Here is a 21021-nt window from a genome sequence, read left to right on the forward strand (position 1 = left end):
CACGACGGCACGGCACACGATCAACAGGTCTTGTCCCATGGCAATCTGCGGTCCAGCACGATGACTTGGAGCCGGAGGTACACCCGCTCGTGGCGGCGAACAACAACCCCACCCTCAGAAGGCGCCGCCTGGGAGCCGAGCTCCGCCGGCTCCGCAAGGCCAGTGGGCTGAAGAGCACAGAAGTGGCCGAGCGTCTCATGGTCTCCCAGCCGAAGATCAGCCACCTGGAGAACGGCAACCGCGCTATCAGGCCCCGCGATGTGCGCGACCTGTGCGCACTCTACGGAGTGAAAGACCAGCAGGTCATCGACGCTCTGATGCAGATGGCCAAGGAATCCGGGCAGCAGGGCTGGTGGCAGGCCTACGGCGACATCCCCCAAAGCACGTATATCGCCCTGGAGACGGACGCCGCCTCCCTCTACACGTACGAGCCCATGATGATCCCCGGGCTGCTGCAGACCCCCGCCTACGCCCACGCGGTCATCGAGGAAACGCTCCCCCAGCTCATGGCCGAACAGGCCGCCACGCACCTCAAGGTGCGGCTGCGCCGGCAGCACCGGATCTACAACCCGGCCTCCCCGCTGCGCCTGTGGGTCGTCCTGGACGAATCGGTACTGCGCCGCGTCGTCGGCAGTCCCGACATCATGCGCGAACAACTGGAACACCTGAACGGACTCGGCGCCGAGCCGCACATCACCGTGCAGATCCTCCCCTACAGCGCGGGTGCCCACCCGGGCATGTCAGGACGGTTCTCCATCCTGAAATTCACCGACACCCCCGACGCAGTGGTCTACCTGGAACGGTTCACCAGCGACCTCTATCTGGAGAAACACTCCGACGTACGGCACTACAGCATGATGTACGACCACCTACAGGCACAGGCTCTCGACCCCGCCGCCACTCCCGCCTTCATCACCGACGTCACCCAGGTGTACATCGACGCGGCCATCCGACCCTGAGTACAGTTCGCGCCGCTCCGGTGAGCGTTTGTCCAGCTCAGGATCCGAACGCTGCGGAGGCGGCCCGGTGGCTGGAGTGAGGAGCCGCTGACAGACTTCGTCGGGCAATCGGTGAGAGCGGTGCACAGTGCGGCGCCCGTGCAGAGGTCCAGTTCACCGAAGACGCCCATCAAGGCCCTGTCACTGTCACGGAGAACCAGGGTGGTTCGTGGCACAGCCGGGTGACGGCGATGCGGTGCAGGGCAGTGTTGGCCTGACGGTCGCCGCCATGGTTGAGCCGGCGCAAGCTGCGCCGGCCGGAGGAGTACTCGATGGGACTGACCCCCCACAGAGCGGCGAAGGACGCCTCGGTGTTCAGCCGCTCTGGGTTGTCTCCCGTTGTGATGAGAGAGTGACGGCAGTGTCCGGGCCGATGTCCACCGGTATGAGCAGCTGCGGGGCATGGCGTTCGACGAGCCGGGGCAGGCGCTGGTGCAGCTTACACATCGTTTCTTTTGCCGGTTCTCGGTGGAGCTGTGCAGGGATACTGTTGTGGTGCTGTTGATGTGGATCGCTGAGGTGGCGGACGAGCCTCTGGTGCTGGAGCCGGCTGACCGGCGGGTGGAGTGGGAGACCAACACGTGGTCGCTGGGTGCGGCTGACGAGGACAGGAGTTCGTTGTCCGTCGCCGAGGTGGTGGCCGCCTTCGAGCGGACTGCTGCCGCCATCCGGGAACGCATTCGCGATCTGGGCTTCTCTGAGGTGGCGACGTTCTACGTGTGGCACGACAAACAGGCAGGACAGCTTCGGTGCTCGACCGGTTCCGTGCCCCCGGATGCGTTGCCGTTCAGTGGTGCCTACGTGGCTTCCGACGACCTCGGTCCGGTCGTCGAGGGATTTCTGGCCGACAGCGAGCCAGGCTTCGTCGCCTGCTCGGACTTGGACGACGCGCAGAGCCTCTCGGAGCAGACCAAGACCGAGCCGGAGATCAGGCCCTTCGGTGTCTGGGTCAGCAGTGTCGGAGCCTCAGACTGACTGGTTCTGCCCGTCCGTATGGACGAGTCGGCGGTGGCAGATGAGGGTTGTGGCTATGCCGGTGAAGGCGAGGAAGTGTTCTGCCTTGCGTTCGTAGCGGCGGTGGAGTCGGCGGCACCCGGCGAGCCAGGACACGGTCCTCTCAACAACTCATCGGTGGCGGCCGAGCCGCTGCGAGGACTCGATCCCCTTGCGGGCGATGCGGTGGCGGATGCCGCGCTTGCGGAGCCATCGGCGCAGGTGGTCGTAGTCGTAGCCCTTGTCGGCGTGCAGCTTCGCCGGGCGGCGACGGGGCCCGTGGGGAGAACGAATGGGCGGGATGCCACGCACGAGCGGCTCAAGGCCCTGGCTATCGTGCATGTTGGCAGCCGAGATGCCCAGCGACAGCGGGAGGCCGTTCCGGTCCGTGATCAGGTGGATCTTCGATCCCAGCCTGCCGCGGTCGGTCGGATTCGGTCCGGTCAGTGGCCCCCTTTGGCGGCCCTCAGGCTGACGGAGTCGATCGCGCACCGCGACCAGTCTAGCTCGCCGCGGGCGCCGAGTTCGTCGAGGACGACGCGGTGGAGCCTTGCCCAAACGCGGGCCCGGCTCCATTGAGCGAACCGTCGGTATACCTTCTGCCAGCTTGGACCGAACACTAGTGGGAGCTGCCGCCAGGTGCAGCCCGAGGTGGCCACGAAGATGATCGCGGCCAGTGCCTCGCGGTCACCGGCCCCCGCCCTGCGGACGTAGCACCTCCGTTGGCGGCACCACCCGCCGAAACCGCACCCACAACTCGTCCGGCACCAGACGCTCCACCAGATCCGTCATGCACGGTTCAACGAACGACCACGCCAAAAGAAACGATGCCCAATGCGCCTATGGTCTCTGTATGTTCGAGACGATCCAGTGGCGTTGCCATGTACACGCCAATGACCGTCGCGGGGCCGAGCGCGTAGTCGACCGGCTTACGGCTCGGCTGGAGAGGACCATGCAGATCGAGACCTACGAACGGTACTGGAAGTACCCCGAGCTTGCCGAGGTGCGCCTATTTTCACCACTTGAGTCGGTCAGCCCAGACGCCGCGCTCCTCACCGTCCTTCGGAGCGCGTGGCGGATCGCGACGCCCTGGGCTCTTGGAGCCCCAGGGTCCGATGGTGAGTTCGACGGAGTCGCCTCGGTGGACATCGGCTCACGCTTCACCGTCCCAGGAGTCGAGTGGATGGAGTTCTACGTCACCGACCGACGGTGACACACCACGCATCAGCTCCATGGGGCGCGTCGGTTGAACCCACCATAGGAACGACGTCTGAGTAACGCATTGGCCTGCTGCAGGTGCTCCGCGGGAACGACCTGCGTGACGGCACCCTGCGATCGCTGCACGGAACACGGCATTTCAACAACACGCACCCCGGGTATGGCAGCGGCAGCGAGCCCTCCCTCTGACACGGCACTGTCCGCAGTCCGGATGCTGCGGGTGGTCTTCACCGAGCCGGTTGAAGACCACCCGCAGCGTCAGATCAGTGCATCAGCCGTCAGACGTCGGTGAGACAGCTGCGGCTGCACGTGCTGCGCGCGAGGTGGCCGGTCTACGGCGAAACACCTCCGCAACCGCCGTGTTCGCCACCACGACAACCGCCATGACTACGGCGAGGACGGGATGCCTGGTTCCGTAAAGGGCAGCGGCTCCGCCACCCAGTACCACCGCCTTGACAGTGAGTACGAACGTCAGCGGTGGTCGCAGTCGCGCCTTCGGCGCAGCGAAGAGCGACCACAACACGATCGCTGCGCACGGAGTCCCTGCTCCCAGCACGATATGAAGGGCTTCGTTGTCACCGACGGTGAAACCCCACCAGCTCAGGCACACCAGGGCAGCGAGCTCGAGCAAGAATGCCAGAAGTTCGTTGGCGGCGTACCAACGTCGCTCATCCAGCACGCCCATGGGTGGTTCGTACGGTGTTGGCATGAAGACCTCTCGGCAGGTCGGGAGACCGGGCGTGGCCCCGGCGCTAAACGCTGAAGCCCGTCAGAAAACCGCGGTCATAGCCCTGAAGCATTTGCCCACGCTCTTCGTTCCTCAGGGAAGGCGAGTGCGCCTGTGCGCGACATTGGGTCCGAGGATCAGGGCCTGAGGTGGTCCAGGGTGTACTCGGGCAGGGCGTAGGGGCCGGCTTGGGGTGCCGCAAGATCGGCCGGAAGGTGTGTTCCCAGGTCCCCGGCATGGAGTTCGGCGTCGTCGACGGGGACGTAGGCCAGTACCGCCGGCTCGGCCAGTTCCCAGAAGCGGCGGGCGTTGGCGGATACGGCGTACACCGTGGCGAAGCGGGTGCTCGGCGGAGCGGTCAGTGCGGCCCGGATGTAGCCCACGGCGTCCCGTGGGCTCAGCCAGGTCGCGAGATGCCGGGGTTCGGTGGGCACTTGCTCGAAGCTGCCGATACGGAGGCAGATCACAGACAGACCGAACTTATCCGCATACAGCTGCCCGAGTGCCTCGACAGCCACCTTGCTCACCCCGTACAGGCCGTCGGGGCGCACCGGCTCGTGCGGAGCTGTGAGATGCCCTGTGGGGTAGAAGCCGGTCACCCGGTTGCTGCTGGCCAGGACCACGCGCTTGATGCCTGTTCGGCGTGCCGCCTCCAGGACGTGGTGGGTACCGAGCACATTGGCCTCGAGCAGGTCTGGAAGAGGCGCCTCGTCCGGCACACCACCAAGGTGGAGGACGCGGTCGGCGCCCGCCAGAGCCGACTCCACGGCAGCCGCATCCCGCAGGTCGATGGTGTGCACTTCCTCATTCTCGGCCTCTGCATACATGGGCACGCGATCGACCAGGATCAGCCGCGCTGCCTCACCGCGCAATGCCTCCCGCACGACGGAACCGATGTTCCCCGCCGCTCCCGTTATCGCCAGTACGCCACAGCCCATCCTTCTTCCCCTCCTTGTCGACTTCGGCAACTCTCACAGCCGCCCGGCACATGGTCCACCCAATTCAGGATCGGCTCCGGAGCCGACCGGCGGCGGGTCACCGAACCGAGCACCAGCCGGGACTGGTGGCCGGCCGGACGGGACGCGATGCTGCCCGACGCGAGGGCCCCGCACGATGCCTTACGCCGCGCCCGGCCTCGCCCACCGCATCGCGATCCGTCGCGCGGCTGCCGGCTGCTGTGTGGTCTGCCCGGAGCGAGCGTGACCAGCGCAGGCCGTTCAGTGCAGTGGCGAGGGTCACTACGAGCTGCCTGGGCGCAACTTGATGACCTGCGGCTTAGGGGGTAAATGATTGTCGTCCTGCATGTATTTGCCCTGGCGGTGGCGCCTGCCCGGGCAGGGAAGAACCCCCGGAGTTGTGATCACGATGGAGTACTCGGGAAACGGGCGTCCCGTACCCGGAGACATGCCGGATCTGGTCCGGCGGGCGGACCTCGCCAAGCAGATGGCTCAATTGCAGGAGGAGGTCGACCAGCTGCACGAGGCGATCGCCTCGCACGCGGTCATCGACCAGGCCATCGGCGTGGTCATCTCCCTGGGCGAACTCTCCCCGGAGCAGGGGTTCGAGGTGCTGCGGACAGTCTCCCAGCACACCAACACCAAGCTCCGGAAAGTGGCCGCGCTGATCGTGAACTGGCCGGGCGGCGGACCACTACCCGATGCCCTTCACAAAGCGCTGGAACAAGCCATGACCAACGTACGCTCCTCCTGATGGGCGCACGTCTCACACCCCGCCGGCGCCCGGGCAGCCGGGCGCCGGGTGGTCACGGTGTTGGGGGCGGCGCGGCTAAGGCGTCAGCCTGCTCGCCGGTGACGAGGTAGACCGCGCGGCGGGCGATGGAGACGGCGTGGTCGGCGAAGCGTTCGTGACAGCGGCCGAGCACCGTGACAAGCCCCAGGTAGACGTACGCGTGCTGTGCGACCCGGCCGGTCACCCTTCTGTCTGTTTGTCCGCCCTGGACCGGGCATCTGACAGGCCGAGGCACGTGGGAGGCTCGGCGATTGCGATGTCGCCCTCATCGCTGTCGCCTCTGGGCGACCTGCTCGGCCAGGCGGCGGGCGTGGACCAACAGCGCGCCGTGCGTCGCCAGAGTGCCGGGGTCGTCCTGTACGGTGCCGGGCAGTCTCCGGTGGAGCTCGTCGAGACTTTGACGCAGTTCCTCAGCAGCCTCGTACAGGCTTCCCGGGGCCCCCGGCTCGGTGTCCGTTTCCGCGAACCGAGTCTGGCCGTAGAGAGCGATCGCCCGGCCCGCCCGTTGCAGGAAGTCGGCGTAGAGACCGGTGATACCCAGACCAGCGCGGGTTGCGTCGTCGCGGTGCCGGGCGGTCTCCAGCACGGTGCGGGTCACGCCTGCGATGTGCACGGCGGCATGGTCCAGTACGGCCAGTGCGTCGTCGTACGTCCTGCCGGGCAGGGGCACGGCACGCGGGCCCCGACCGCGATGGTTGCCCCGCATGCTCTCGCGGCTCCAGCCGATCGAGGAGCGGGCCTGCTCGACCAGGCGTCCCAGGCGCAGCGCGCGCTCATGCCAGTCTTCGGCCACGTGGTCGTCCCACTCTCCCTGGGCCAGCCCCTCGGACACCGCGGAGAGGATCTCCTGCGCTTCCCGGCCGGCGTCCTGGAGCGCGGCACGGGTGTCGCGCAGATACACAGGGGGCCGGATGACCGCGTTGACCGTGATGCCGACGAGCGCGCCGAAAACCGCCTCCGCGATGCGCGCTCCCGAGGTGACCAGCGTGACCTGTCCGCTGGTAAGGACGAACAGGGCGCCGGTGGCCGCATAGATGCCCTGGCTGCCCAGGCGGCGCCACTGCGCCAGCAACAGCACCGCCGGAAGCACCACCGCCATGGCGACCATCGTGCTGTCCAGTACCACTGTGGCCAGCGTCGCCACCACCGTGCCCACCGTGATAGCCGCCAACTGCTGTAGGCCGTGCGCGAGCGACCGGTACACCGTCGACTCCACCAGTACGACCGCCACCCAGGGAGCCACGAACGCCACCGGCGCCTGTAGCCACCACCCGGCCACCGCCCACGCCAGACAGGCGGCCAGCGCCGCCTTGCCGGCCTGCACCGCCAGATCGCGTTCGCGGCCCGGTTCCGTCCAGGCGCGCCGCACCGCCTTCACAGCGGCTCCACCTTGACGCCGAACCGCCCATGCCGCCCAGCCCATCCATTTCATGACACGACCAGTGCCACACCAGGCACCCTGCATGCGCTCTTTGTGGGCACCGTCACGGACATCAGGCGAGCACACACGGCAGGCAACGCGGCCGTCCGTCGCACCCTCACGATTCGCCCGTCGGATGCCTTCGGCAGCGGCAGTCCGGCCGACGTCCGGCGCCGCCGCCCCGACTCCGGTCAGCCCCACGTGAACTCGACGAGGCGGAAAGCCAGCAGCGCGTCACATCTACGGGCTGTACCACGGCAGGTAAGCAGCGGTTGGAGCTGATCGGCCCCGCCAAGGAACCGCGTCGCCACTGGCCGCGAAAGGCACATCAGGCGGCGGCACTCGAACGTCCCTGGCGTCGGCTCCGGGCCGGGGAGTCATTGCGTCGGCTAGGACGGCGTGGCCACAACCATCCACTCGCAGGTGCCGACCTGGCGGGTGGCGCGGGACGGCTCCCTTTCCGCTCGCTGGAGAAGGATCTGCCGATGCGGCAGGTAGAGGCAGTGACGAGCGGTCCGTCTCCTGTGGCACCAGACCAGGCCATGGGGCAGAGGCCACGAGACCAGGACGTATATCCTCCAACCTGGCTGGCTTGCAGTACGACGACCGTCACCTCGGCGAGGGCACGCCCAAGATTCGACCAGGCCGCGGACCCACGCTGTCGATCGGGCAACTTCCGCGAGCGCGGAGCGGACTTCTACGACACGGGCGTATGCCAGTACAGCGACAGGCGATCTCCGCAAGAACATGCATGATCATCCCGGGTGGTGCTGGCTCCTGCTTTCACCGGACACAGACTCACGGCGACGGGTTCGTGCGAGAGAGCGTCGATGACCTGATGATGGTGGCCCGCTTCCGGCGGGTGGTCAGCGGAGACCCCTCTACTGGGTTGCCGGAGCTGCTGCGGGCTCGGCGGCTGCCGGCCACTTGGCAACGGATCGGACGGACTCACTCCCAGGCAGCCGCCTTCGTGCACCGTTGGCAGCTCTCCCGAGACGGCAGCGTCGGGCCCCGAGCGCCGGTCTCTGTCACAGCCAGCCGTTGCGACGGAAGGCCCGGTACAGCAGGCCGGAGCCCAGGGCCATCACGGCGAGCGCACACGGGTAGCCGTAGCGCCAGTCCAGTTCGGGCATGTGCGAGAAGTTCATGCCGTAGATCCCGGCGACCATGGTGGGGATGGCGAAGATGGCCGCCCACGCGCTGATGCGGCGCATGTCGTCGTTCTGCCAGGTGCCCACCTTCGCGAGATGTGCGTCCAGGACGGAGGCAAGCAGGTCGTCCAGGGCGCGGACTTCTGTGTCGGTACGGGTGAGGTGGTCGGTGACGTCACGGAAGTACGGTATGACCTGCCGCGGCCAGTCGTCCCGCGCCGTACTGAAAGGCTGCATGACCGGGAGCAACGGCCCGACGGCGTCGCGGAACTCCACCACTTCACGTTTGAGCGAGTAGATCTGCTCGGTCAGGTCATCGCGGGCAGGCGAGAACACGCACCGCTCCAGCTCCGTCAGGTCCGTGCGTACCTGGGCGGCGGACTCGGCGTAGGCGTCCACGATCACATCGGTCACCGCGTGCAGCACGCTGACCGGCCCGAGCCGTGACATCTCCGGCTGCTGCGCGAGCCGGCCCGCAGCCTCTGCCGTCGGGTCGTTCGCACCGTGCCGTACGGTCAGCGCGAAGGACGGACCGAGGAAGATCATCACTTCGCCGGTTTCCACGTCGGCGCTCTGCTCGACGAACCACAGCGTCTTCACCGCGACCGCCAGCACGTCGCCATAGCGCTCCTGCTTCGGCCGCTGATGGGCCTGGACCGCGTCCTCGACGGCCAGGGGATGCAGCTTCAGGTGCTCACCCAGCCGCTGCAGCTCCTCCTGGCGGGGTTCATCCATGCGGATCCAGGCGAACTCATCCGGCTTCAGCCCCTCCAAACGGTCCAGGATGAGCTCACCTCCTGCCTCCCCCTGCTCACAGTCGATCTGCTCGCACTCACCCGTCTGCTCCTGGTAGATCACACACTCCATGCTCTTTCGGATGCTTCCGCCACCGCGTTTCATGCCCCCAGAGTCCAAACGGTCCGCCGCCGTGAGCCGTCCGGCGCCCGGGCACCAGGAGCCGGCTTCGCGTTTCGGCTGGCCGGCGCGGTGTGCGCGGGGTGCGCGGTGATGGCGGCCGCCGAGCAGGTGCAGGCCTGCGCCCACTACCCCAGCGACGTCCCTACCGGAGGGCTCAACGGCCTGGCCAGCGCCTGGCTCACCCGCGCCGCCCCACCCTTGCTGCTCCGCCACCGTCTGCGCAGCGGGCTGCCGTGGTGAAGACATCGGGCGGGAATCTCGTCGGCGGCTCCTGATCTGGTCTGTTCGGGGTACTCGCGCGCTCGTGAGGGCCGGGACGCGGTGAGCGGCCCGGCCGGGATCGAGAAGGGCGGGAGGTGATCGCTGTGTCCTCGGGCACGCAGCCGCATGTCACCGGAGGCGATCGGGAGACCGGTCAGGAGCCGGTGAGCGAGCTGGTCCAGCGGGCCTCGCAGCAGCTGACCCAGCTGGTGCGCGGCGAACTGCGCTTGGCGCAGGCGGAGATGAAGGAGAAGGGCAAGCGGTACGGCAAGGGCGGTGGCCTGTTCGGTGGAGCCGGGGTGGCCGGGTTCCTGATGCTGCAGGCGCTGGTGGCTACCGTGATCGCGGCTCTGGCGGTGCCCCTGCCGGTCTGGACCGCGGCACTGATCGTCACCGCCGTGCTGGGAGTGATCGCCGCGGTGTTGGCGATGACAGGCAAGAAGGAGGTCAGCCAGGCCGCCCCGCCCGCCCCTGAGCGGACCATCGACAGTGTCAAGGCCGATGTGGCCGAGATCAAGGAGAGTGCACAGCGATGACCCAGCCCCCGCACGACGAGCCCACCGCCTCCAGCCCGGAGGAACTGCGCGAGCAGGTCGAGCAGACTCGGACCGAACTCGGCGAGACGGTCGAGGCGCTCGCGGCCAGGACCGACGTCAAGGCACGCGCCCAGGAGAAGGCCGCAGAGGTCAAGGAACAGGTTGCCGCGAAGGCGGGCGAGCTGAAGGAGCACGCCGCGGTCAAGGCCGAGGAACTCAAGGCGAAGGCCGCCGACATGACGCACCACGCGCAGGACAGGCTGCCCGACCCGGTCAAGGACAAAGCCGCCCGGGCGGCCGAACAGGCCCGGGCGAAGGCAGCCCAGGCGGCTCACCTGTGGGAGGAGAAGGCACCTGAACCGGTGCAGCAGAGGACGGCCCAGGGATCGCAGCTGGCGCGGGAGAACCGCAACCTGCTGCTGGCGACAGCTGGCGTAGCCGTCGTCGTGTGGCTGGCCTGCCGCCGCCGGAAGGGTTGAGCCGGCTGAAGGTACCCAAGATCGTCTACTAGACGGCCGGCTTGGCGCTCGGCGCCGTCAGCGGCCCAGCCGCAGGAGCGGTGTGCAAGCAGACGTGGAAGATGCTCGGCCACGTCGAAGACGCCCCGGACCCACCGACGAAGAGCGCTCCTGGCGTGAGGGCTGCCAGCCGCCGCCCTGCAGGGCGCGATCTTCGCCGCAGTCAAGGCGGCCGTCGACCGCGCCGGTGCCACCGCCACCCGTGGCCCGACCGCTACCTGGCCCGGTTGACATGCATAAAGAGGTGGGAAGGCCGGTACTACACCGGATGCCGGCCTTCCCATCTCCCGTCCAGCACCCGAACGGAGCCCCTCACTGCCATGTCCGATCAGCACGCGGCTACCGCGCTGACAGCCGCAGCAGTCATTGCCACGATCCTGGTCGCCCGGGCCGCCGTCCTCCGCCAGGACAGCCGAGGACGCGTCGCCCACGCTGCCCGCCCGCCGCTCCGTCGCACCGTACCCCGCGCCGACAAGGCCGCACCGGACAACGACGCCGCCCGTTCCGCGGTGCGAGACGCTGAACAGCACGTCTATCGCTGCTGGCAGCAGCTCCAAACACGGTCGACCCGCCGGAGTGACGACGGATAGGGAGCAACCCGCAGAGCTGAAGCGGCGGTTGGGGCGCCGTCAACCAGCAATGGGGGTGGGGCCCACCGCGGCCGATCGCACCCCTTCGGCGAGGACTACCGCGACAAGACAGGGGATCTGAGCTTGTCTTTTAACCTCTGAGGCTGTCGCGCTCAAGATGCTCTCGGGTCGACTGTTCGTTTCCCGACGTCACAACGGGTCGCGGCGCGGTGCTTCCTGGAGCCGCCAGGTGCTCGAACTCGGCGCGATGGCCCATCAGCTACGCCAGGTAGAACAGGACCTGGTTGATGGCACCGGCGTCGACACCACGCTTGTACTCGACTTTACCGCCGCAGGATCTTGGGTGGTCTCGTGGGACGGCCCCTCCGCCGGGACGGTGGACGGGGGTTCAGCGGGTGGGTGGGGCGAATTCAGGCTGGTCGAGCAGACGCAACCAGCTTCCGTCGGACTGGCGCCGGACGACCTGTGCCCGGGCGCCGGCCCCGTCCTTCGGCGGGGTCGAGGTGAGAGCGATATCGCCGCTGATCAGCGTCGGCAGCGGTTGTTCGGGTTCGAAGCGGGGGCGATTGACCAGCACCTTCTCCCAGAGCACCCGGATCGCCTCTCGGCCCACCGTCAGATCGCCGGGCGGATAGGCCATCACCGCATCCTCTTCGTAGAGGGCGGCGACCCCAGCCGCGTCACCGGCATTGGATCGTTCGATGAACAAGCGGGTGATGTCTTCGGGCCGCATGGCCTTCTCGTATCCCGGCACGGGTTCCTCCTGACGTCCGGACTTCAGTGCTTTCCCAGCGTGGTCGCCCCCTGATCAGAAGTCCAACAGATAGATCTACTGGGAACTAGAATCCATAGTCATGGATCTGAGGCAGCTGGAATATTTCGTGGCGGTCGCGGAAGAGCGGAACTTCACTCGGGCAGCCGCGCGGGTGCACATCAGTCAGTCCGGCGTCAGCGCCCAGATCCGCCAGCTGGAACGCGAACTGGGTGCCGAGCTGTTTGACCGGTCGGCGCGCATCGTCACCCTTACTGTTGCGGGGAAGGCCGCGCTCGAACACGCCCGCGCCACGCTCGCCGCGGCTGGGGCGGTCGGCCAGGCAGTGAGTGAGGTGACCGACCTGATCAGGGGTCGGCTCGCGGTCGGGATGGTCATCGGCTGCACCGTCACACCGTTGTTCGAAGCTCTCGCCGCATTCCACCGGGCGCATCCTGGTGTGGAGATCTCGCTGCTGGAGGACAGCTCCGACCGGCTTGTCGAGAGGGCGCGGGCCGGCACCATCGACCTGGCTCTCGTCGGGACCGCAACGGCCGCTCCCGATGGACTGGACGCGATGACCGTCATCAGCGAGCGACTCGTCGTAGGAGTTCCCGCTGAGCACCCCTTGGTGAAACTGCGGCGGGTCACCCTGCGCGACGTGGTCACCCACCCGATCGTGTGCATGCCACCTGGCACGGGTCTGCGCACAGTGTTCGACCGTGCCTGCGCCGCACAGAGCCTCCGACCTGCGATCGCGCTGCAAGCCAGCGCAGCGAAGGCCATTGCCCACCTCGCCGCACGCGGACTCGCCGTCGCCGTCCTCAGCGACTCAATGGCCGCGAGCTATCGCGACTTGCTCACCACCCGCATCATCGACGATGTCGAAGCACCCGCCGTGCTAGCTCTGATCTGGAAGAGCACGCACAGCCCCGCGGTGCGCGAGTTGCTCGTGCACAGCCGGCAAGCATTCGGGTCTGGTGGTGAAGTAGGTGCCTGAAGCGGTGGCGCCGGTGGTGGTGCGGCCCTCGGCGTCGCAGGTGAAGGTCTGGGTCTGGGTCTGGCCGGGCGGCAGGGTGCCGGCGCCGGCACCGGGTTGAACGTGTGCTGCCAGGCGCCGAGGGCGGTGGCCAAATTCCAGGTGGCGGTGTTCATGAACATGACCGTTGCGGTGGCGAACACGCCCGCAAGCGCTCGTGAGAGTGAGCCGAACAGCCGCCAGGGGCGGTTGGCGTACACCATGCCTGCGATCAGCCGGGCATGCCCGCGCGGGCCAGGCACGACGTAGCGCCTTGACACATTGCGAGCGGCACCAGTGCCAGGGCCGGGCTCGCGGGGCGGGCGGCCGATCACCTCCGGGTGCTCCAGGGCGCCTTCCCGGGAGAAGAGTTGACGGACGACGTCCACGATCGCCTGCCGCACCCGGCGACGGAGCCGGCGGGCCCCCAAAGCGGTGGCCGGGTGGCGATCCCGGGCGCCTCCCCAGCTGCGGAGGGCCCATGACTGGCTCGGACCGGTCAGTGCCGGCGGGCTGCGTCGTCGTCGCCCCCGACGAGTGCGGCCCCGCGTACAGGGCTCTCTTCATGATCATTCCTCCGCCGCCAGGCTCACGCCGTCACACGACAGCCCTGTCAGTGGGCGCAGTCGCTGCCACGGTTCCATCCGCCCGCGCCGGCCGCCACTTCTGTCGTATGAACGGGGTACTTGTGGGCTGGGTCAGCGGCGCGCAGTTCGTCGAGTGCTGGTGTTGCGGGTCGAGTCAGGCGTCCCTACCTGCGATGAGTGCCGGGAGGGACGGGGCGATTTCGAGGAAGGTGCCGCCTCCGTCGTCCACTCCGACTCGTCCGTCGATGTGCACCAGGTGGCGCACTGGAGAGGAGACACGGAGGAGTCGGAAAACGCGTGTGATGCCCTCGTCGACCTGTGTACGGATCTCCGCGTCGTGACGGGCTGCGCTCTCGCGGGCCCGGTGCGTCGGCCGATTCATACGCCGCGTGCGGTGTTGTGGGATCCATGGGCGGTGTACCGGCGGCGGCCCTCGCCAGGACGGCGATCCCAACTGGTCTGCGCGGAAGGGCGGTTCCACAGGCAGGTTGCCCCCGCGCCCGGCATGCACGGTGCTCGGACGTCAACGCGATGCCCGAGGGTCCTTGTGGCGGCTATGGAAGCCCATGGCCAGGATCATGGTGACCGTAAGCCCCGTGGCGGCCAGGGGCGTGAGTACGGTGACGATGTTGAGCGCCGCCGGGAGGATCAGCGTGGCCCTGTTCTGGGATCGCGCCGAGGCGTGGCGGGCCGCGGCGCGTTCAGGGTTGGACGAGGGCGCTGGTGCGGTGTCAGCCGCGGGGGAAGCCCTCGGTATCGAGCTTGAAGACGAGCTCGTCCTCGTCGCGCTTGGTGGTGTGCAGCTCCCAGTACATCGGTGAGATCTGCTCGGGCCGGGCCGCCTCCACGCCAGGGAGGACGGAGACGCCGATCGAGGAATCGATGCCGACGTGGGCGGCTTGGATGCCGGTGCCGGCCAGTTCCTTGTGCAGGTTGATCGCCCAGTTGCGCAGCGCCGCCGCGGCGGCGTTGACGTTGGCGACGCGCGGGTCAGGCCAGATCGAGCCGGCACCGGTGGTGTAGAGCAGGGTGCCCGCACCAGCCTCGCGCATCGCGGGCAGCACTGCCTTGGTAGCAGCGATGGCCCCGTACAGCTGGAAGTTCATCTCGAACTCCACATGTGACGGTTCGGTCGCGGCCGGAGCGGTCAGCGTGGTGATGCCGAACGTGCCTACCGGGGAGTACTCCAGGACGTCGATCCCGCCGAACTGTGCGGCGGCGTCCTTGAGGGCCTCGGTGAGGGCGGCGCGATCGAGTACGTCCGCGGGGAACGCGGCGGCGGTGATGCCCTCGGCGGTGAGGATGCCGACGAGATCGTCGAGCTTGGCGCGGTTGCGGGAGACCAGGGCGACGTCGTAGCCCTGGGAGCCGAAGGTACGGGCGATGGCCAGACCCAGCTGAGGGCCGGCTCCGACAATGGCGATGCTGGTCACAGCGATCCTTTCGTAGAACGCCCTCGAGGAGACACGAGCGGCGCCGAGGAGACAAAAAAATATGGAAAGGCTTATCCGTTTCGAGACCCGGATAGCCCTTTCCGGTTCACTGCAGCCACCGTAGCACGCGAAACGGATAGGGCTTTCCGATTGCTAGACTGACCCTCATGATCCCCGGCGACCAGCACTCCGACGTACCCGCGGCCCAGCCTGTGCGAAGTGACGTCGAGCGCAACCGCGGCAGGATCCTCGCCGCCGCGCGCACCGTGTTCGGACGGGACGGCCTGGGCGCCTCCATGGCCTCCGTGGCCCGCGAGACCGGCGTCGGGATCGCCACCGTCTTCCGGCACTTCCCCACGAAGGAGGCCCTGGTCGCAGCCGTTTTCTCCGACAGGATGGACGCCTACGCCGACGCGGTCGCCAGCGCCCTCGAAGACCCCGACCCCTGGCACGGATTCACCGGCTACATCGAGGCCGCCTGCGCGATGCAAGCCGCCGACAACGGCTTCGCCGACGTCCTGACCATGACCTTCCCCACCGCCAAAGAGATGGAGAAACGTCGGAACGAGGCGTACGAGGGCATGGTGGAACTCATCGGCCGTGCCAAGGACACCGGCCGACTGCGGGAGGACTTCGACCCGTCTGATCTGGTGCTGCTGCACATGGCCAACCTTGGCGTCGTCAATGCGTGCGGTAATGCCGCTCCTGACGCCTGGCGACGCGTCGTAGCCCTGATGATCCAGTCCTTCGAGGCCCCGGCCCGGGCCCCCCTTCCTGCTTCACCCGCGCACGACGACCTCTACAGGGCCATGCTCCGCACCACCCCGGCGGGCGACACCGGCCCGCGGAAGTCCGACCAGAACAGCTGATCTCCCGAGGTCCTCCGTCAGCCGGCGCAGGGCGATGCCGGCAGGCGTGAAGCGGGCCCCCTTGCGTTCAGTGAGCCGGAGGCAGACCGTGGGGTCCGGACCGTTGACCCGTCCCGATACGGCGACCCCGGGCATGGCACAGCTCCTCTGGAGTTCCAGCAGCCCGATGGCGTCCGCGCGGTGGGTGACCGGCACGATCACCCGCTGCCCCTTGCAGCCGAAGGGGGTGCCCCGCGAACCGGCACACCGCGTCATTCCGAAAGATTGCGAAACTCGAATTCGGGACGGTCCCACGGCACGGCGGGCGGGTTCGCGAACGCGGTCCCGGTCCGCACCGCACCAACGCGGTGGTAGAAGTCCTCGGCGGGCGGATGCGACACGACCTTGAGACGGTCGAGCCCGGCGGCACGGGCCTCGGACTGCATGTGCGCCACGAGCAGCCGTCCAATACCCCGTCCTTGCACTTCGTCGGCGACGAACAGCAAGTCCAGCTCCGGTGGAGCGAGGACGAGCGAGTAGAACCCGAGGACCCGGCCTCCATGCTCCTCGGCGCCGACGGCTACAAAGGCGCGGTGGGCCTCGATGTAATCAGGACCCACCCGGTAGCCCGCCACTGCGGCTGCGTACCTACCCTCGTAGGCGCCTGAGCCACGCACGAGCCGCGTGAGCCGTTTGGCATCCCGCGCGACGGCCCTCCGTATCGTGATCGGCAGGCTGACCGGGGAAGTGCGTGAACTCATCGGGAGAGTATTTCGCACCGGGGCGTGCCGTCATGCGGCGGGTCGACTGCTCGGGCGGGCGTTCCTGCACCGCTCCCGGGAACCGCTCACCCAGGCCCCGATCGGCGACGTCACTGCCGCCAAATCGGCCGCCCGCCAGCAGCAACTGGACGCCCGAACCGCTGCGGAGGAGCCGGAGCACCGGGTGGTCGACGGCTGCATTCCCTGGGCCTGCCGTGGCGAAGCCGAGCCGGTACAGGAAAATTCCGAGCCAGCCCTGTGAGGCGGATCATCCTCGACCTGTTCGCCGGCCCCGGCGGCCGGAGCCACGTCCTCACCGTGCCCGGGCCGCCCGCCTGCCGATCCGGCCCGGTGGGCGGTGCCGCGGCGGCGGGCGGCGACGGCGTGTTCTTCTGTGTACCCGCGCTGCCCGGCTCCCTTGCGGTGACCATTCCGGCACTCCGTGCGGATTGGGAGCGAGGGGCGCGTCAGGCGTGAACCATCACAGGTCTCCGGCGCCCCCGTTGATCGGTTCGGTGGCCGGCCGGACCGGGCCGTACCTCAAGTGTCGGATGCGAAGGGTTGCATACGTGCGATGAGCACGGCGACATCATCCGGGTCAGCGGGACGCCGGAGTTGGCGAAGGAGTCGGTCGCAGGTTTCACCCAAGGTGGGGTCGGGTGCGTCAAGCAGGTGCAGAAGGGTGTCGAGGCGTTCGTCGATGGAGTGATGACGGACCTCAACGAGTCCGTCGGTGTACAGGATCAGCCGATCACCAAAGCCGACGGGAAAGCTCGTGGTCACGAAAGGGACGCCGCCGACGCCGAGCGGGGTGCCGGTCGGCAGGTCGAGCAGTTCCGGATGCTTTCCGCTGCGCACCAGGACGGGGGGCAGGTGGCCGGCGACGGAGATGTGGCACTCCGCGCGGTGCGGGTCGTAGACGGCATAGACGCAGGTGGCTATGTACTGCTCAAGCCCTGAAGTGATCTTGTCGAGGTGCTGGAGGACCTGGGCAGGGTCGAGGTCGAGGTCGGCGAAGTCGCTGGTGCCGGTGCGCAGGCGCCCCATGGTGACGGCGGCGTCGATACCACTGCCCATGACGTCGCCCACGACCAGTGCGGTCTTGTCGCCGTCGAGTGGGAGGACGTCATACCAGTCGCCGCCGACCTCGTAGGCGGCCTGCGCGGGCCGGTAGCGGGAAGCGACCTCCAGGCCGGGGAGGTGGTGCGGGTGGTCCGGGAGCAGGCTGCGCTGAAGGGTCTCGGCGGCGTTGCGTACCGTCTGGTGTGAGCGGGCGTTGTCGATGCACACGGCTGCGCGGGAGGCCAGCTCACCGGCGAGGGCGAGATCGTCCTCGCTGAAGGGCTGCGGGTTGCGGGCGCGGCTCAGCCCCAGGACACCGAGGATCTGGCCGCGGGCAGTGAGCGGAACCAGCATGTAGGAGTGCACGCCGGCGCGGGCCAGCAGCGTGGCGGCGCGGTCGTCGCGGGCGATACGGGCCAGGGCGGCGTCCTCCACGTGGGAGACCAGGATCGGACGGCCCTTGCGTACGCATTCGGTGGGGAGCCGGTCGGCGTCGTAGGCAGCGATCTGGCCGGGCGGATCTGCGGCCTGGACGGCTTCGGTGGGGTAGGCGACCTGCACCGCGAGGGCGCGGAAGAGCGCGGGGCCGTCACCCAGGGGAGGGTGGTGCTCGTCGAGGACGGAGTCGAGGACGTCGACCGTGGCCATGTCGGCGATCTCGGGAACGGTGGCACCGGCCAGCTCGCGGGCGGTCTGTTCCACCTCCAGGGTGGTGCCGATGCGCGCCGAGCCGTCGGCGATCAGCGCCAGTCGCCGACGGGCCTCAGCGGCCTCGGTGGCCGCCTGATAACGGTCGGTGACATCCACCACCAGGTCGGCCACCCCGAGAACCCGCCCCTGGGGATCGTCCAGCCGGTACAGCGAGATCGACCAGGCGTGCATGTGCGGATCGGCGGGAGTGTGGCCGACGACGGTGTACTCGTCGACCATGGGGACCCCGGTCTTGAGAACCTGCCGCATCCCTGCCTCCGGCCCCTCGAACTTCGCCGAAGTCATGATCTCGCGGTAGGGCCGGCCCAGATGGTCCTCCGCAGGAATGCCGTGCATCCGCTCCAGAGCGGGATTGACGGCCACGTACCGCAGCTCGGTATCGAGGATCGCCAGCCCGATGGGCGACTGAGAGACAAGCCGCGTGGACAGGGCGACGTCCCGTTCGACCTCCCGAAGCCTCGACCTGTCGGTGGCCAGTCCCAGGGCGTAGAAGTCGCCGCGGTCGTCCAGCAGCCGCATGTTGCGAAACTCCACCGAACGGGTGGTGCCGTCCTTGTGCCGGATGGGGAACGCCCCGGCCCACCTCTCCCCCGTGCCCATGACCTCGGCGAACAGCTTGATCATCAGGTCCCAGTGCTGTTCGTGGACGAGCAGCGGCGCCGCGTACTGCCCGAGCGCCTCCTCAGCGGTATAGCCGAACAGGTCCTCGGCTTCCGGGCTCCACAAGACGATCCGCCCGTCGGCATCCAGCAGAACCGCGGCAACCCCGAGAAGGTCCATCAGCCCACTCGGCTGCGGCGACCGCTCCTCCGGCTGGCCGGTGTCGGCCGGCCGCCCATCGGCTGCGCTCACACGGCACTCCTTCCATGCACCGGCCCACAGCTCCCGCCAGCCCGTGGTCTGCCCCGTATCCGTGGCCTGCCCCGTACCTACGGAGTGCATCGGCTTCCATGGTCCTCCTGGAACGGCCTTCCGCACACGCACTGGATATGGAGGGCCGGGCAGTCGCTTGATGCGCCGACGTGCTGGATGGTCTGATCTTCCTGATCGGCGGCCTACTGCACGGCAGCACGATCATCCTCTACGACGGCGGTCCCACCTATCCCGACATCAACGGCGCCTGGCGAATCGCCGAACAGGCCGACGCCACCATGGTCGGCGTGGGCGCGGCCTACCTCGCCGCCGTGGAGAAATCGCAAGCACGTCCCGCGGCCAGGTTCGGTCTCGACCGACTGCGCTCCGCCCGTTGTACTTCTGGAAAGAGGTCGACTCGACGCGCCATCAACCGGCCTCATCCGGAAAGAAGGAGGTCAGTGGCCCTCCGAGGCAGGTTCGAGAATCACTACGCGCCCGCAGCGTCAACTGAGCGCCATAACCACCAGCCCCTCCTCCTCTTCAGGGGAGACAGGCCAGGCTGCCTCAACCCGGTCCGAGGTCGTCACCAGGGCGAACCTGCATTTGCAGCGCTAGGCACCCGTGCGACGGGTCCGCGTCGACGCCGGCTCATGCTCTCCTCGGCGTGGGCGTAGCCTGCGTTCAGGCCGCGCGGAAGACGTACGCCGTCATCGGGCCGGCAACCGGGCCTGGGCCCAGCCGGGCCGTCATCTCCCCGATGACGGTGGCCCGGACGGCCGGCCCGTCGCCGCGCTCCTCGACGGCCGCGCGCACCGGCGTCCCGGTGAGGAACCCGGTGGCGACATCGGCGGCCGACGCGGCCCGGCCCTCCAGCGTCAGCTCCTGCTCCTCCTCGACGGCGAACCCGGCGGCCGCCAGGTCAGCGGCCACGACGGCGGGGTCGGCGTAGCCGTGCGGGACCGTCGGAAGGAACTGCGGCGGGTCGGACGGAAAGGCCCGCTCCAGCCCGGTCTGCAGCGCTGCGCCGAAGGCGTGCGTGCGGAGCGGGCCCCAGGTGTTGAACAGGAACCGGCCGCCCGGGGCCAGCACTCGGCGGACCTCGTTGAAGGCCGCGATGCGGTCGGGGAAGAACATCACACCGAACTGGCAGACCACCAGGTCGAAGCCTCCGTCCGGGAACGGCAGCCGCTGCGCGTCGGCCTGCCGCCACACCGCGCCCGGGGCCCTGGACGACCCGAACGCGACCATGGCCTCGTTCAGGTCGGTGGCCGTCACCTGGGCCGCCGGTGCCGCCGCGAGCAGTCGCGCTCAGGTATTCCACAAGCCACCCTGGCCCCGACCAGCCGGAGTACGACCTCGCAGCATGATCACACGCTCGGTCACGTCCCGATGTGAACACCTACCTGTGCCGGACGGCGAGTACGCCGGGGTGCCCTCCACGCGCTCGCTCGCTACTCACCTGCCTCGTACCCCGAACGATCCATGGCCGGCGGCTCGGGGTAGGTGATCGCGACCGGTCGTCCCCCACCGAGGACATCCTCCTGCCCCGCACTGACGCGCGACGCCCGCCTCGGTTTACCGAGGCGGGCGTCGCGGACTTGGACAGCTCAGGCGGGAGTGATGTTCTCCGCCTGCGGGCCCTTCTGGCCCTGGGTGATGTCGAAGTTCACCTTCTGGCCTTCCTGGAGCTCACGGAAGCCGGAGGCGTTGATGTTCGAGTAGTGGGCGAAGACGTCCGGGCCTCCGCCGTCCTGCTCGATGAAGCCGAAGCCCTTTTCCGCGTTGAACCACTTGACGGTTCCGCTGGCCATGTGTCCTCCAAGGGGACTCGAAGTCGGCTCCCGCACCTTGCGGGAGCCGGAGGTGGTCGTCCTGGTCCTCAGAGACGCTGAACAGCAAGCTGCCCGTGAACTCAC

20 protein-coding genes and 4 pseudogenes are annotated in these 21021 nt (G+C 68.4%); 10 read left to right on the top strand and 14 right to left on the bottom strand.

Going from position 1 to position 21021, the window contains the following annotated elements:
• Window positions 1-89 precede the first annotated feature (89 nt).
• Window positions 90-959, top strand: coding sequence for a helix-turn-helix domain-containing protein (locus ACZ4N4_RS27940; RefSeq protein WP_467593552.1), 870 nt, complete (start codon window positions 90-92; stop codon window positions 957-959).
• Window positions 960-1128: 169 nt separating this feature from the next.
• On the opposite strand, the gene ACZ4N4_RS27945 is transcribed toward ACZ4N4_RS27940, so the two are convergent.
• Window positions 1129-1344: a transposase gene (locus ACZ4N4_RS27945; protein WP_467594321.1), complete on the bottom strand. Its 216-nt coding sequence runs from the start codon at window positions 1342-1344 to the stop codon at window positions 1129-1131.
• A gap of 56 nt (window positions 1345-1400) precedes the next feature.
• Between ACZ4N4_RS27945 and ACZ4N4_RS27950 the strand changes: the two genes are divergently transcribed.
• The gene (locus ACZ4N4_RS27950) at window positions 1401-1973 is read left to right on the top strand and encodes a hypothetical protein (protein WP_467593557.1); all 573 of its coding nucleotides are present in this window, start codon (window positions 1401-1403) and stop codon (window positions 1971-1973) included.
• Here the strand turns inward: ACZ4N4_RS27950 and ACZ4N4_RS27955 are convergent.
• Window positions 1965-2783, bottom strand: a pseudogene (locus ACZ4N4_RS27955) (IS5 family transposase). The gene ACZ4N4_RS27950 and the pseudogene ACZ4N4_RS27955 overlap by 9 nt on opposite strands.
• Before the next feature lie 61 nt (window positions 2784-2844).
• On the opposite strand from ACZ4N4_RS27955, the gene ACZ4N4_RS27960 reads away from it, so the two are divergent.
• Window positions 2845-3204 carry a hypothetical protein gene (locus ACZ4N4_RS27960; RefSeq protein ID WP_467593562.1) on the top strand — a complete coding sequence of 120 codons (360 nt, stop codon included), beginning with the start codon at window positions 2845-2847 and terminating at the stop codon, window positions 3202-3204.
• A gap of 276 nt (window positions 3205-3480) precedes the next feature.
• Here ACZ4N4_RS27960 and ACZ4N4_RS27965 read toward each other — a convergent pair whose 3' ends face one another.
• Together ACZ4N4_RS27965 and ACZ4N4_RS27970 are read right to left on the bottom strand one after the other, a co-directional pair.
• On the bottom strand, window positions 3481-3894 hold the full coding sequence (locus tag ACZ4N4_RS27965) for a YrdB family protein (protein WP_467593566.1): 414 nt from the start codon (window positions 3892-3894) through the stop codon (window positions 3481-3483).
• A gap of 179 nt (window positions 3895-4073) precedes the next feature.
• A complete protein-coding gene (locus tag ACZ4N4_RS27970; RefSeq protein WP_467593571.1) occupies window positions 4074-4874 on the bottom strand; it encodes an NAD-dependent epimerase/dehydratase family protein in 801 nt (266 codons plus the stop codon).
• Between the two features lie 466 nt (window positions 4875-5340).
• Between ACZ4N4_RS27970 and ACZ4N4_RS27975 the strand changes: the two genes are divergently transcribed.
• Window positions 5341-5646: an ANTAR domain-containing protein gene (locus tag ACZ4N4_RS27975; RefSeq protein ID WP_467593573.1), complete on the top strand. Its 306-nt coding sequence runs from the start codon at window positions 5341-5343 to the stop codon at window positions 5644-5646.
• Window positions 5647-5698: 52 nt separating this feature from the next.
• Here the strand turns inward: ACZ4N4_RS27975 and ACZ4N4_RS27980 are convergent.
• The 3 genes and pseudogenes from ACZ4N4_RS27980 to ACZ4N4_RS27990 form a co-directional block, all read right to left on the bottom strand.
• A pseudogene (locus tag ACZ4N4_RS27980) lies at window positions 5699-5824 on the bottom strand (phosphate signaling complex protein PhoU); the annotation flags it as partial.
• Between the two features lie 126 nt (window positions 5825-5950).
• Complete coding sequence (locus tag ACZ4N4_RS27985; protein ID WP_467593577.1) at window positions 5951-7117, bottom strand: FUSC family protein; 1167 nt, start codon at window positions 7115-7117, stop codon at window positions 5951-5953.
• 1016 nt (window positions 7118-8133) lie between these two features.
• On the bottom strand, window positions 8134-9123 hold the full coding sequence (locus ACZ4N4_RS27990; protein WP_467593580.1) for a magnesium and cobalt transport protein CorA: 990 nt from the start codon (window positions 9121-9123) through the stop codon (window positions 8134-8136).
• Between the two features lie 476 nt (window positions 9124-9599).
• On the opposite strand from ACZ4N4_RS27990, the gene ACZ4N4_RS27995 reads away from it, so the two are divergent.
• The 3 genes and pseudogenes from ACZ4N4_RS27995 (at window position 9600) to ACZ4N4_RS28005 (ending at window position 10720) form a co-directional block, all read left to right on the top strand.
• Window positions 9600-9971 carry a phage holin family protein gene (locus ACZ4N4_RS27995; RefSeq protein ID WP_467594323.1) on the top strand — a complete coding sequence of 124 codons (372 nt, stop codon included), beginning with the start codon at window positions 9600-9602 and terminating at the stop codon, window positions 9969-9971.
• Window positions 9968-10450, top strand: a complete 483-nt coding sequence (locus tag ACZ4N4_RS28000; RefSeq protein ID WP_467593583.1) for a DUF3618 domain-containing protein — start codon at window positions 9968-9970, stop codon at window positions 10448-10450. The genes ACZ4N4_RS27995 and ACZ4N4_RS28000 overlap by 4 nt, the downstream gene beginning before the upstream one ends.
• Before the next feature lie 41 nt (window positions 10451-10491).
• Window positions 10492-10720: pseudogene (locus ACZ4N4_RS28005) on the top strand (DUF4235 domain-containing protein).
• A gap of 747 nt (window positions 10721-11467) precedes the next feature.
• Here ACZ4N4_RS28005 and ACZ4N4_RS28010 read toward each other — a convergent pair.
• A complete protein-coding gene (locus ACZ4N4_RS28010) occupies window positions 11468-11833 on the bottom strand; it encodes a YybH family protein (RefSeq protein ID WP_467593586.1) in 366 nt (121 codons plus the stop codon).
• Window positions 11834-11933: 100 nt separating this feature from the next.
• Between ACZ4N4_RS28010 and ACZ4N4_RS28015 the strand changes: the two genes are divergently transcribed.
• Entirely contained in the window at window positions 11934-12830 is an 897-nt protein-coding gene (locus ACZ4N4_RS28015) for a LysR family transcriptional regulator (protein WP_467593589.1), read from the top strand.
• Between the two features lie 1128 nt (window positions 12831-13958).
• On the opposite strand, the gene ACZ4N4_RS28020 is transcribed toward ACZ4N4_RS28015, so the two are convergent.
• Window positions 13959-14192: a DoxX family protein gene (locus ACZ4N4_RS28020; RefSeq protein WP_467594326.1), complete on the bottom strand. Its 234-nt coding sequence runs from the start codon at window positions 14190-14192 to the stop codon at window positions 13959-13961.
• Window positions 14167-14868 (bottom strand): SDR family NAD(P)-dependent oxidoreductase, encoded by a 702-nt coding sequence (locus tag ACZ4N4_RS28025; RefSeq protein WP_467593592.1) that lies wholly within the window; start codon window positions 14866-14868, stop codon window positions 14167-14169. Before ACZ4N4_RS28025 ends, ACZ4N4_RS28020 begins: the two co-directional genes overlap by 26 nt.
• A gap of 167 nt (window positions 14869-15035) precedes the next feature.
• On the opposite strand from ACZ4N4_RS28025, the gene ACZ4N4_RS28030 reads away from it, so the two are divergent.
• On the top strand, window positions 15036-15737 hold the full coding sequence (locus ACZ4N4_RS28030; protein WP_467593596.1) for a TetR/AcrR family transcriptional regulator: 702 nt from the start codon (window positions 15036-15038) through the stop codon (window positions 15735-15737).
• A gap of 251 nt (window positions 15738-15988) precedes the next feature.
• On the opposite strand, the gene ACZ4N4_RS28035 is transcribed toward ACZ4N4_RS28030, so the two are convergent.
• Window positions 15989-16477 (bottom strand): GNAT family N-acetyltransferase, encoded by a 489-nt coding sequence (locus tag ACZ4N4_RS28035; protein WP_453578882.1) that lies wholly within the window; start codon window positions 16475-16477, stop codon window positions 15989-15991.
• Between ACZ4N4_RS28035 and ACZ4N4_RS28040 the strand changes: the two genes are divergently transcribed.
• Window positions 16440-16739 (top strand): hypothetical protein, encoded by a 300-nt coding sequence (locus ACZ4N4_RS28040; RefSeq protein ID WP_467594377.1) that lies wholly within the window; start codon window positions 16440-16442, stop codon window positions 16737-16739. The genes ACZ4N4_RS28035 and ACZ4N4_RS28040 overlap by 38 nt on opposite strands.
• Before the next feature lie 278 nt (window positions 16740-17017).
• Here ACZ4N4_RS28040 and ACZ4N4_RS28045 read toward each other — a convergent pair whose 3' ends face one another.
• From ACZ4N4_RS28045 to ACZ4N4_RS28055, 3 genes and pseudogenes are all read right to left on the bottom strand, one after another.
• The gene (locus tag ACZ4N4_RS28045; RefSeq protein WP_467593601.1) at window positions 17018-19102 is read right to left on the bottom strand and encodes a SpoIIE family protein phosphatase; all 2085 of its coding nucleotides are present in this window, start codon (window positions 19100-19102) and stop codon (window positions 17018-17020) included.
• Window positions 19103-19786: 684 nt separating this feature from the next.
• Window positions 19787-20413 (bottom strand): annotated as a pseudogene (locus ACZ4N4_RS28050) (class I SAM-dependent methyltransferase); the annotation flags it as partial.
• Window positions 20414-20712: 299 nt separating this feature from the next.
• Entirely contained in the window at window positions 20713-20916 is a 204-nt protein-coding gene (locus tag ACZ4N4_RS28055) for a cold-shock protein (protein ID WP_098750155.1), read from the bottom strand.
• Window positions 20917-21021 lie beyond the last annotated feature (105 nt).

The sequence above is a fragment of the Streptomyces sp. NPDC026538 genome (assembly GCF_055567535.1).